At 38.4% G+C, this 12,916-nt stretch carries 8 protein-coding genes; 4 read left to right on the top strand and 4 right to left on the bottom strand.

Annotated elements, in window-relative coordinates; all coding sequences use genetic code 11:
• Positions 1–2,911 (bottom strand): phospholipase D-like domain-containing protein (locus ABIZ51_04520; GenBank protein ID MEO7088040.1); only part of this gene is annotated, 2,911 nt, incomplete at its 3' end.
• A gap of 453 nt (positions 2,912–3,364) precedes the next feature.
• Here ABIZ51_04520 and glmM point away from each other — a divergent pair.
• The 3 genes from glmM to ABIZ51_04505 are packed head-to-tail and all read left to right on the top strand — an operon-like array spanning position 3,365 to position 6,733.
• Positions 3,365–4,777 (top strand): phosphoglucosamine mutase, encoded by a 1,413-nt coding sequence (gene glmM, locus ABIZ51_04515; protein MEO7088039.1) that lies wholly within the window; start codon positions 3,365–3,367, stop codon positions 4,775–4,777.
• A 27-nt stretch (positions 4,778–4,804) separates the two neighbouring features.
• Entirely contained in the window at positions 4,805–5,944 is a 1,140-nt protein-coding gene (locus tag ABIZ51_04510; GenBank protein MEO7088038.1) for a cysteine desulfurase family protein, read from the top strand.
• Positions 5,945–5,971: 27 nt separating this feature from the next.
• A complete protein-coding gene (locus ABIZ51_04505; GenBank protein MEO7088037.1) occupies positions 5,972–6,733 on the top strand; it encodes an MBL fold metallo-hydrolase in 762 nt (253 codons plus the stop codon).
• A gap of 536 nt (positions 6,734–7,269) precedes the next feature.
• On the opposite strand, the gene sucD is transcribed toward ABIZ51_04505, so the two are convergent.
• Positions 7,270–8,151, bottom strand: a complete 882-nt coding sequence (gene sucD / locus ABIZ51_04500; GenBank protein MEO7088036.1) for a succinate--CoA ligase subunit alpha — start codon at positions 8,149–8,151, stop codon at positions 7,270–7,272.
• Between the two features lie 133 nt (positions 8,152–8,284).
• Here sucD and mnmE point away from each other — a divergent pair, with 133 nt between their 5' ends.
• Positions 8,285–9,688 (top strand): tRNA uridine-5-carboxymethylaminomethyl(34) synthesis GTPase MnmE, encoded by a 1,404-nt coding sequence (gene mnmE / locus ABIZ51_04495; protein MEO7088035.1) that lies wholly within the window; start codon positions 8,285–8,287, stop codon positions 9,686–9,688.
• A gap of 46 nt (positions 9,689–9,734) precedes the next feature.
• Here the strand turns inward: mnmE and ABIZ51_04490 are convergent, their stop codons facing one another.
• Together ABIZ51_04490 and ABIZ51_04485 are read right to left on the bottom strand one after the other, a co-directional pair.
• On the bottom strand, positions 9,735–10,016 hold the full coding sequence (locus ABIZ51_04490; GenBank protein ID MEO7088034.1) for a hypothetical protein: 282 nt from the start codon (positions 10,014–10,016) through the stop codon (positions 9,735–9,737).
• Between the two features lie 201 nt (positions 10,017–10,217).
• Positions 10,218–12,908 carry a carboxypeptidase regulatory-like domain-containing protein gene (locus ABIZ51_04485; GenBank protein ID MEO7088033.1) on the bottom strand — a complete coding sequence of 897 codons (2,691 nt, stop codon included), beginning with the start codon at positions 12,906–12,908 and terminating at the stop codon, positions 10,218–10,220.
• Positions 12,909–12,916 lie beyond the last annotated feature (8 nt).

The following is a 12,916-nucleotide window of genomic DNA, read 5'->3' as shown; positions in this document are numbered from 1 at the left end:
CCGTTACGGTTCCTGTTCCACTGCAACCGCCACTCGATGTTCCTGTTACTGTATACGTCGTTGTTGTTGTTGGCGATACCGTTAATGGATTGCTTGTTGAGCCCGTATCCCAACTGTACGTATTGGCTCCTGAAGCCGTTAAGGTCGTATTACTTCCAGCGCAAATAGTAGACGTGCTTGCCAATGCGGATACCGCCAAGTTAGCAGATACTGTTACCGTTACGGTTCCTGTTCCACTGCAACCGCCACTCGATGTCCCTGTTACTGTATACGTCGTTGTTGTTGTTGGCGATACCGTTAATGGATTGCTTGTTGAGCCCGTATTCCAGCTGTATGTATTCGCACCTGAGCCTGTCAAGATAGTATTACTTCCAGGACAAATAGTAGACGTGCTTGCCAATGCGGATACCGTCAAGTTAGCTGATACTGTTACCGTTACGGTACTCGTATTCGTACAGCCACTCGCGCTTGTTCCTGTTAGAGTATAAGTTGTCGTCGTTGCAGGTGATACCGTTAATGGATTGCTTGTCGAACCTGTATTCCAGCTGTACGTACTCGCTCCTGAGCCTGTCAAAGTCGTACTTGAACTTGGACAAATCGTACTCAATGCTGCTGTTGCTGTTACTGTTGGTTTTGCATTTACTGTTACCGTTACGGTACTCGTATTGGTACAGCCGCTTGCATTCGTGCCCGTTACGGTATAAGTCGTGTTGGTAGTAGGTGTTACTGTTAATGGATTCGTTGTTGAACCTGTACTCCAACTATATGTTGATCCGCCAGCTCCCGTCAAGGTGCTGCTTGTGCCTGAGCATAAAGTAGTTGCACTTGCTGTAGAAGTAATCGTTGGTTTGGCATTTACTGTTACTGTCGCTATTGCTGTGCCTGTACAACCTGAAGTAGTCCCTGTTACTGTGTAAGTTGTTGTCGTTGCTGGCGTTACTGTCAGTGGATTTGTTGTCGAACCTGTATTCCAGCTATATGTTGTTCCGCCAGCACCTGTTAAAGTAGCACTTGTACCGCTACATACTGTTGTTGAATTTACCGTTACCGTTGGTTTTGCATTAACCGTTACGATTGCTAATGCTGTTCCAGTACAACCTGATGTCGTGCCTGTTACTGTATAAGTTGTGGTGGTGGTTGGCGTTACTGTTAGTGGATTTGTTGTCGAACCTGTATTCCAGCTATACGTTGTTCCTCCTGCACCTGTTAAAGTAGCACTTGTACCGCTACATACTGTTGTTGAATTTACCGTTATCGTTGGTTTTGCATTAACCGTTACGGTTGTTGATGCCGTATTACTACAACCTTCGCTATTCATTACTGTTAATGTATAGGTAGTTGTTGATGTCGGATTAACAGTTAATGGGTTCGTAATTCCTCCCGTACTCCAATTGTATGTGTAAGGAGGATTACCTCCCGTTACTCCTCCTGTCAAAGTAGTATTTGTACCACTACAAATTGTTGAAGAAGATGAAGTAACCGTTACTATAGGTAATGGATTTACTGTAATACTGGAAGTAGTTGTGTTAGATCCACTTGAATTGGTTACTGTTAAACTTACTGTATAAGTACCTGCTATATTATAAGTAACAGCTTTAGAAGCTAAAGTTGAAGAGGCAGGAGAACCACCTTGAAATATCCAACTATAACTGGTCGGACTTCCAGAAGAAGTACTGGTATAAGTTGTTGATGAGCCTGCACAAATAGAAGTTCCCGTAGTTGTATAAGACGCTACTGGCGAAGCAGAAGCACAACCTGTTACGGGAGTTAATGCGGTCCCACCGATGGCTTTAAAATCTCCTGCAAAAGACTGTAAATAAAGATTTGCAATGGTATCATTGTGGACAATAACTGTATTTTCATCGTTTTTAGTATCAGCGGAAGCTGTCCAATTATGCGAACCAGTTAAAACTGTTGGGTCATCACAAGTATTGGAAGGATTAACCACCACGTATTTATTATGATACAGATAACTGCCGCTTGCAAAGCCTACAAAATTACTTCCTAATCCAGTAGGAAATATAGAAGTGTAAGGAGCATAAGCCCCACTGCTGAATTTATCAAGAATTACGGCAGTATATGTTCCTTTATTTTTATGAGCTACAATACTATCTGCATCTGGGGATTCGGTAAACGTAAACATACCACAATATAAATCGCTCTTTGCTGCTGAAATAGTTTTTAAAATATGATTATTTACACTATCAGAAGGACTAAAATACAATTCAACTACTGAACCGCCAATATGAAAATGATGTGTTCCTGAATTGGGTTTATATTTCCCAAATAGAGAAAGTGAGGAATTAGTTGCACCTCCATGCGTTGTATCACCCCACATAATATCAAACTCGTGGGTATATGCTCTGGCTAATACTTTCGATTGAAAAACAATAACGTTGTTATAATCTCCTTGACTCATCGCTAAATCCCAGTCGGGAGAACCTGTCCACACAACAGTTTTTGTAGTATCGGTGGCATATTCATCTATAATTACAAATTTATTATGACTGATGCCATAAGCACTTGTTGTAGGACTTGCAATTACAGGAATAGATGCATTAAGTGCCATAACGCCAGTATTAGTAGGAGCATAACCGCCATCTTGTATGTAGCGTATTTTTACTCCTCTCGCGTAAGCGTTGTTAATAGCTGTATAGATAGGATCTCCAGTATAGGTTTTGTATTCATATTGAGCAATATCAATGGTATATTTTGCACGATTGATATAAGCTGCTAAAGTATCGAAAACAATATTGTTTAAGTAAGTAGCATTAACGCCTTTCGCGAAGGAATTATCGACGGGTTGCGTAAAGTAAACTTTTATGTAGTTATTGATATTTTTCTGAGCATTTACAGTGTTCATAAATGCGAAACACAAAATGGTAGCGGCAAGTAAGGTAACTTTTCTCATATTGATATTATTTTTACGTTTTTTATGCAAAAATATATTTTTTTTCTTAATATCCTAACACTATGTGTATAATATTTTGGAATAAGTGTATAATATTTTGGAATAAGTGGCAATATTTGCTTGAACGTGCCATACGTTTATCTGAACGTGCCATACGTTTACATGAACGTGCCATACGTTTACCTAAACGTGTCGTGCGTTTAGCTTATCGTACCATGCGTTTACCTAAACGTGCCATACGTTTACCTGAACGTGTCATGCGTTTAGCTTATCGTGCCATACGTTTACATGAACGTGTCATGCGTTTACATGAACGTGCCATACGTTTACCTGAACTTTTTTCGCGATAAGCAAAAGATTTTTTAACAAGAGATGTTTACAAGTATTTTCAATTATTTAAGGACAAAAAAGTACATTTGCACTCGTAATTCTAATTCGTTTTTAACACATAAAATGACACTCATAAAATCAATTTCCGGAATTCGCGGAACAATAGGAGGGAAGCCAGGCGATGGACTTTCACCCGTAGATATCGTTAAGTTTGCTGCTGCCTTCGGCACTTGGATAAACAATCGAATTAAAGATAAACAAGCTAAAATTGTAGTGGGCAGAGATGCTCGTATTTCGGGCGAAATGGTAAACAATTTGGTATTGGGTACTTTGCAAGGACTCGGTATTTGCGTGGTGGATATCGGTCTTTCGACTACACCAACTGTTGAAATTGCGGTTATTGACGAAGGTGCAGATGGAGGAATTATCATCACCGCCAGTCACAATCCAAAACAATGGAACGCCTTAAAGCTATTGAATGAAAAAGGCGAGTTTATTTCCGAAGCCGATGGTGCTGAAATGCTGAAAATAGCAGAAGCAGAAAGCTATCATTTTACGGAGGTGAACAAACTTGGAAAAGTATATCGCAACGAAACCTATTTCCAAAAACACATTGCTAAAATCATTGCCTTGCCTTTGGTAGACGTAAATGCCATCAAAGCGAAAAATTTTAAAATAGCCATTGATTGCGTGAATTCTTCGGGTGGAATTATTGTGCCTCAATTGTTGCATGCTTTAGGTGTGGAGCACATTGTTCCCGTTAATTGTGAACCAACGGGAAACTTTGCGCACAATCCGGAGCCTTTGCCAGAGAATTTAAGAGATTTAGCAAAAGCGGTAGTGAAAAACCAAGCCAATTTGGGCTTTGCGGTAGATCCCGATGTGGACAGGTTGGCAATTGTATCGGAAGATGGAGAAATGTTTGGTGAAGAATATACTTTAGTGGCTGTTGCCGATTATGTGTTGAAGTCCGTGAAAAAAGGCAATACCGTTTCGAATATGTCTTCTACCAGAGCTTTGCGCGATGTAACCGAAAAAGCAGGAGGTACACACAAAGCATCCGCCGTTGGCGAAGTAAATGTGGTGCAACTGATGAAAGAAACGAATGCGATTATTGGTGGCGAAGGCAATGGCGGGATTATTTTTCCAGAATTGCATTACGGTCGTGATGCCTTAGTGGGAATTGCTTTGTTTTTAACGCACTTGGCAAAATCGGAAAAGACTTGCTCCATGTTGCGCTCCAAATATCCGATGTATCACATCTCTAAAAATAAAATTGAGCTGACGAACGAAATAAATGTGGACAAAATTTTAGAAGGTATCAAAGAGAAATATAAGAAAAATCCCATCAACACGATTGACGGAGTGAAAATAGAATTTGAAAAAGAATGGGTACATTTGCGTAGATCGAATACCGAACCAATTATCCGCATTTATGCGGAAAGCGAGACAGAAACCATTGCCGATAATTTGGCAAAAAAGATAATGTCAGATATCCGTGAATTGATTAAAGAACAACAAATTGCCGTTTCATAAATTCATTTAAAAAGTAACCTTGAACTGATGAAAATTTATTTTGACAACGCAGCTACCACACCGCTTGACGCAGAAGTGTTGGAAGCTATGATTCCTGTTATGCGGGAAGAATTTGGAAATCCATCTTCTATACATGCTTTCGGGCGAAAAGCACGTGCTATTATTGAGAATGCACGTAAATCGGTAGCGAAACAATTAAACGTTTCTCCTGGAGAAATTTTTTTCACATCCGGTGGAACCGAAGCCGATAACATGGCTATTCGTTGCAGCATTCATGATTTGGGTTTAAAGCACGCCATCACCAGCAAAATTGAGCATCATGCTGTTTTACATTCGCTGGAAGCATTGGAAAAAGACGGTCAAATTAAATTGAGTTATGTTAAATTACTTCCCAACGGACATATTGATTTGAATGATTTGGAAGCATTATTAAAAACCAACGAACGTTCTTTGGTTTCCTTGATGCACGCCAATAACGAAATCGGAAATCTATTGCCTTTAAAGGATGTGAGCGAATTGTGTACGAAATACAATGCCGTTTTTCATTGCGATACAGTTCAAACAATGGGACATTATACAATGGATTTACAAGCAACCAAAATTCATTTTATTACCTGTGCCGCACATAAATTTCACGGACCAAAAGGCGTTGGTTTTTTATACATCAATTCTGAAATAAAAATAAAACCTTTAATTTACGGTGGTGCTCAAGAGCGCAACATGCGCGGCGGAACAGAAAATATTTACGGAATTGTAGGTTTGGCAAAAGCGCTCGAAATTTGCAATCGCGAGATGAAAGCTCATCAAGATCATATTCTGGAAATCAAAAATTATATGATTGCCGAATTGGAAAAAAACATTCCTGGTGTTGCCTTTAACGGAGACGCTAAAAAAAGTAGTTTATATACTGTTTTAAACGTTAGTTTGCCGCCTGCCGAAAATGCAGAAATGTTATTGTTTAATTTGGATATTGCCGGAATTGCGGCTTCTGGCGGAAGCGCTTGTTCTTCAGGAAGTGAGCAAGGTTCGCACGTGTTGCGCGCCATTAATTACAATATGGAAAGACCAGCGGTGCGTTTTTCTTTCAGCAAATACAATACAAAGGAAGAAGTGGATTTTTGTGTGAGTAAATTGAAAGAACTTTTTTTGGTAAACGCTGCACACTAAAATTATTTTTTTGAAACCTATATTGGAATGAAAATAACTTTTTTAGGAACAGGAACTTCGCAAGGAGTGCCGCTTATCGGTTGTTCTTGCGAAGTTTGTTCGTCCACAGATGCGCACGATAAACGGTTACGTTCTTCTATTTTAATCGAATCCCAAAAAAAAGTTTTTGTTATTGATACCGGTCCCGATTTCCGTCAGCAAATGCTGCGCGAAAACGTGCAACAATTAGATGCCGTTATTTTTACGCACGAACACAAAGATCATTTGGCGGGTTTTGACGACATCCGCGCGTTTAATTACCTCACCAAAAAGCCGGTAGAAGTATATGCCAATCAAAATGTGGTAAACGCTATCAAACGCGAGTTTCCGTACATTTTCGAGAAAATAAAATATCCGGGTGTTCCCGAAATAAATTTACATCTTATTGATGAAAAGCCTTTCGAAATTGAAGGAACCACATTTATTCCAATTGAAGTAATGCACCATAAATTGCCAGTTCTGGGATTTCGCGTAGGAGATTTTACGTATATAACAGACGCAAATTTTATTTCGGAAGAAGAGAAAAAAAAAGTTTTCGGAAGCAAAGTTGTGGTGCTAAATGCGCTTAGGAGAGAAACTCACATTTCGCATTTTACGTTTGACGAAGCAATTGCTTTGGCAAAAGAATTTGGCGCAGAAAAAACTTATTTCACGCATATCAGCCACCAATTAGGTTTACATAAAAATATCGAAACCGAATTGCCCAAAAATATTCATTTGGCTTTTGATGGATTGAAGATTGATTTGTGAATTTGAAAAATTATTTTTTCAAACGTGTTTATGAGAAAGGATGAATGGCTTTAGAATCAATTGTCTTTAAACTTATAATTTAACATAATATAAATTATAAGACAATTGAAGATTGTAATTTTAAATTCGAAGCCTTTCTTCTATTTTAGCGGTTGTGGGTTAATTTCATTTCCATCCTTATCGTGATGGTATCCGTGATTATAAATCTCATGATGGTCTGGATAATGGCGGTGTTCCCATCCCCAGGGATGGTGGTACGTCCGTCCGTCTCTAACTTCTACTTCACAGGAAGTCAGTAATAATACTACTCCTGCAAGTGCTATTGTAACTACTTTTTTCATAATTGACATTTTATATTTTCATGCAAAGATGAGTTGCGCGACAGCATTGTGTGTTATATAACTTATTAAGTTCCTTACATCATTCACACTTATTTCCAGTTTCTTCTGAAATATAAAAACATTAAAAAAGGCTTCAAAAAATTAATTTTTTGAAGCCTTTTTTTTATCAATTGCCAATTAAGCATTATCCATTTTTTAAACCGCTACTTTCTTCAAAGCTTTCAACATGGCTTGTCCAATAACAGCTGGAGAATCCACTACAATAATTCCGCATTCGCGTAAAATTTTCTTTTTGGCTGCTGCAGTATCGTCCGCTCCGCCAACAATTGCTCCGGCATGTCCCATAGTTCTACCTGCAGGTGCAGTTTCTCCGGCAATAAAGCCAACAACTGGTTTGGTTCCGTTTTCTTTAATCCAATATGCTGCATCGGCTTCCATGTTTCCGCCAATTTCGCCAATCATTACAATTCCTTCTGTATCCGGATCATTCATTAAAAGTTGAACCGCTTCTTTTGTAGAAGTTCCGATAATCGGGTCGCCACCAATTCCAATAGCAGTTGATTGTCCCAAACCTGCTTTCGTAATTTGATCCACCGCTTCGTAAGTCAAGGTTCCCGATTTGGAAACAATTCCAATTCTGCCTGGATTAAAAATAAAACCTGGCATAATGCCTACTTTAGCTTCTCCAGCAGTCATAACTCCCGGACAATTTGGTCCGATTAAACGACAATCTTTGTCTTTTATATATTCTTTAACGGCAATCATATCTTTAGTCGGAATACCTTCTGTAATACACACTATTACTTTAATACCTGCTGCAGCAGCTTCCATAATGGCATCAGCGGCAAAAGCCGGTGGCACAAAAATGATAGAAACGTTTGCTCCTCCTGTTTTCACAGCATCTTCCACGGTATTAAAAACTGGTTTTTCTAAATGCGTTGTTCCGCCTTTACCTGGAGTTACACCGCCAATTACGTTGGTTCCGTAAGCAATCATTTGTCCCGCGTGATACGTGCCTTCTGTTCCTGTAAATCCCTGAACAACTACTTTCGATTTTTTGTTTACTAAAACGCTCATTTTATATTTTTTAGATGAATTTTAATTTTTGAGAGGGCTAAATTAATAGTTTTGAAGTGGTATTGCAAAGGAATTTGATATTTTTGTATCATTGATAAAATAAATCAGTTCAAAAAATAATTTTTCGGACGCCTTGGAAATAAACTTTTTTAACGAAGATACCATTGTTGCTCTTGCTACGCCTCACGGAACGGGAGCAATTGCGATTGTGCGTTTATCCGGAAAAGATGCCTTTTCTATTTGCGAGACTGTTTTCAAAACATCAAAAAAATCGAAAAAAAAGTTTTTAGAAAAGAATTCTCATACCGTTCATCACGGATTTATTTATGACGAAGAAATTATTTTAGATGAAGTTGTGGTTACTTTGTTCGCCTCTCCCCGCTCCTACACCGGCGAAAATATTGTGGAAATTTCTTGCCACGGTTCTATTTTTATTCAGCAACAGCTTTTACAATTGCTTTTACGAAGTGGCGCCAGATTAGCGGAAGCAGGAGAATTTACACTTCGCGCATTTAAAAATGGAAAGTTCGATTTATCTCAGGCTGAAGCAGTTGCAGACCTTATCTCATCTAACTCTACAACATCACATCAAATTGCAATGATGCAAATGCGCGGTGGTTTTTCCGACAAAATTAAAACCTTGCGCGAGAGTTTATTAAACTTTGCCTCGCTGATAGAATTGGAATTGGATTTTAGTGAAGAAGATGTTGAATTTGCAGATCGCCAAGATTTAAAAAATTTAATTCTGGCGATACAAAAAATCATTCAGCGCTTAATTGATTCGTTTGAAGTCGGAAACGTGATAAAAAACGGAATTCCAGTTGCTATTGTTGGCAAACCCAATGCAGGAAAATCCACTTTGTTAAATGTTTTTCTGGAAGAAGACAAAGCCATTGTTTCCGAAATTGCTGGAACAACGCGCGATGCCATTGAAGATGAAATGATTATTGAAGGTATTCTTTTTCGATTTATTGATACTGCCGGAATTCGCGAAACGACTGACATTATTGAATCTATGGGCGTTTCAAAAACATACGAAAAGATGAAACAATCGTCCATTGTTATTTATCTTTTTGATGTGCACGAAATCAGCAGCAATGAACTTTCGGGCGTTATTGCAGAAATTAAGACGCATTTAGTCAATTCTCAGTTATTAATTGTCGGTAATAAAATCGACAAAGAAGACATTGATTATACGCTGCGTGAGTTTTCGGATATTAAAGAAAAAATAGTTTTTATTTCCGCTAAAAACCGTATGAATATTGACGATTTGAAAAAGCAATTGGTTACTCTTTTCGATAACAGAACCGTAAATGTAAGCGAAACAATTGTTACCAATGCGCGCCATGCAGATGCCTTGCATCGCACGAATGAAGCACTTTACAAAGTGATGGACGGTTTAAACAATAACGTAACAGGCGATTTCTTAGCAACCGACATTCGTAATGCGCTCCACTACCTGGGCACAATCACTGGTGAGATTTCTTCAGATGACCTTCTAAAAAATATTTTTTCGAAATTTTGTATCGGAAAGTAATTTGACAAAAGAAGCGAGCAGGAAAATTTCCCATACTAATTTGCTTTTAGTAAATATATCTTGCTAAATGTATCTCACAACAAGCTGGACGTGCCTCACAACTATTTGTGCGTTTAATACAACAAGCTGAATTTGCCTCAAAACCATCTGTGTATGTCATACATTCAGGTGGATTTGCCTCAGAACCATCTGTGTGTGTCATACAAACAGGTGGATTTGCCTCACAACCATCTGTGTGTGTCATGCAAACAGATGGATTTGCCTCAGAACCATCTGTGTATGTCATACAAACAGGTGGATTTATCTTAGAACCAGCTGTGCGTGTCATACAAACAGGTGGGTTTGTCATACATTCAGGTAAACCTTTCGTAGATTATTTAGAGAAGAGAGTGCTTTAAACAGCCCTTTGTTTCTTTCCAACTATTTTAGATTGATACTTAACTTTATATAACTGATAAGAAATAGTTCTCATCAGTTATATAATAGAAAGTGGGATAAATCTATTGGATTGGTAAGTCTTATTGGTATGTTATTTCCGAATTACTTTAAATTCTGTTCGTCGGTTAATAGCATATTGTTCTTCTGTACAGGGTTGTGTGCCACAATCATTTAGAAGCTTTGTTTTACCATATCCTTTACCTGAAATTCGTTTAAAACTGATGCCATGTGCTACAATATAATCCACAGCCGTTTTGGCACGTTTGTCGGAAAGTGTTTGGTTAAATTCGGCAGTTCCACGCGGATCGGTATAGGCACTTAATTCGATGGAAATGCTCAGATCGTTTTTCATTACTTGCACCACTTTGTCTAATGTTTTTTGCCCGGCAGCTAAAATGTCCCATTTACCATAATCGTAATAGATGTTTTCAATGATGAGTAAGCTATCTTCCTTCGCTGATTTCTTCTCGTTTTTCATTTTTAAGACTTTCAACCAAGGATCGTTCACATAAATAGTTCCCAATTCGGTTTTGTCGCTTTGTAATAAATGAAAGGAGAAAGTGGCGCTTTTATCGACATTAATTTCTTTGATTACTTTTCCGCTCGCATCTGTTAAATAGAGTTTTTTTACTTTCTTGATGCGTGTATCGGTGGCGTCCATCGCTACCAAATAGTTTTGGTCGGTAGGCAATTCGTTGAAATCAAATCCTCCGTTGGCATCAGTTGTAGTCGTTTGTATCACGTTTCCTTTGTCATCTACCAAATTCACTTTCATATTCGGCAAAGCTTTGTTGTTATCGGATAGAATCTTTCCTTTCATATCCCAACGCAAATCCGCGTCTTTTACATCCATCTGCGAAAGCGTGTTTTGGTCGGAAGCAAGCATTCGGAAACTAAACGTACCATTGTTGGCGGCATTGGTAGTACCCATTTCTTTGCCATTACGATCCGTCATCATAATTTTTTTTCCGTTAAGGGCAGGATCATTCTCGTCTACTTTTACCATGTAGTTTTGATCGGTAGGTAAATTAGCAAATACAAAGGATCCGAAGGCATTGGTCGTAGTACTTTGCACGATTTCGCCTTTGTCGTTTACCAAATTTACTTTCGCATTGGTTAAAGGTATTGAAGGATTGTCGCCGACCAATAAATTTCCGGCAATGGAGTGTGTTGTATCCCCTTCATCCATAGGAGATAAAGTATTCTCATCGGCAGGTAAATCCCGAAAAACAAATTTGTTTCCTGCATTGTCCGCCACCGTTACACGTACTAATTTGCCCTTATCGTCTGCCAAAAAATATTTTGTCTTACCGAGATGTGCGGCATCCTCACCATCCATTTTCACCATGTATTTGTTATTTGGATTGAGGTGATTGAATTTAAAATTGCCGCCATTGTCAGTCGTAGAGCTTTTTAACAATTGCCCACCAGGATCGGTCAATAAATTTACTTTCACATTTTTTGCGGGATCGTTTGCATTTTTGCTCAATAAAATCCTACCGGATACTGCAATGAAATTAGTAGTTTGTTTGAAAGAATAAATATCATCGCTTCCCTTTCCTCCTACTCTGTTGGAAGAGAAATACCCATTTTTAGTATCTGTAAAGTAAATCCCGAAATCATCGGCAGAAGAATTAACAGGCGCGCCTAAATGTTCTACATTGTTCCATTTGCCGTTTTGTTGCGTAGCCGAAAAAATATCCAATCCGCCCAATCCGGCTTGACCGTCAGAAGCGAAAAATAAAACGCCATCTGTTCTCAGATAAGGAAACACTTCGTTGCCAGAAGTATTGATATCGGAGCCCAAATTTTCTGGTTGTCCCCAAGTATCTCCATTTCTTTTACAAATATAAATGTCTGTTCCTCCAAAACCTCCCGACATATCTGAAGCGAAATAAAGCGATTGTCCATCTGCTGAAATACAGGGATCAAACACGGAGTATGTATCGCTGTTATAAGTAAACGCCATTACTTTTCCCCAAGAGTTTCCGGAGCGTTTAGAAAAATATATTTTCGATCGGTTCACAAAGTTCTTGTCTTTTTTTCCTTTTGTATTTACGCGTGCAAAATACATTTCATCGCCAGAAGAGGTGAATGAAATTGGTCCATCATGTCCGCTGGTATTGGTAGTATTGGAGAATAAATGAGCTTTGCTGAAGCTAACAGAATCACTTTTCTGTTTTATGTCGCTGGCATAGATATTCAAATACGGTTCGTTTGTCCAACCATAATCTTCGAAATTCACTAAATCAGGATTGCGTTCCGAAACAAAAATCAATTCATTTTTATAAACAACAGGAGAAAATTCAGCCACTTTTGAATTTATGCCAATCAGGTTTTTAATTTTATATTCTTGCGGATCGTTTTGCCATTCTATTACTTTATCGAAAGACGCGAGTTGCAATTTCGCATTTTTATCATTCGGATTTAATTTTAAATACGCATTGATTTCTTGTTTGGCTTTATCGTATTTTCCATTGTTTTTGAGAATCGTTGCGTAATTGTAATAATCAATGGCTTGAGGCACATCCCCCGCTGTAATCAATTGCGAATAATAGGTTTCGGCGTTAGCGTAATCGTTTGTTAAGCGGTAACAATCCGCTAATTTCTCCAATGCTTGCGGATTATTTTTACTCGATTTTGTTGCTTTCAGATAAAACGGAATAGCTTTCGCATAATCCGAATTGTTGTACAAATAAGTTGCTTTACGCATTTGCGCGAACGTATCACAATGAACAATAAGCAAGCAAGAAAAGGTGATGTAAAAAAGTTTCTTTTTCATAAAAGAAT

It is taken from the genome of Bacteroidia bacterium (assembly GCA_039924845.1).
GTDB lineage: Bacteria > Bacteroidota > Bacteroidia > DATLTG01 > DATLTG01 > DATLTG01.
This window is presented reverse-complemented; position numbering and strand designations above follow the sequence as displayed.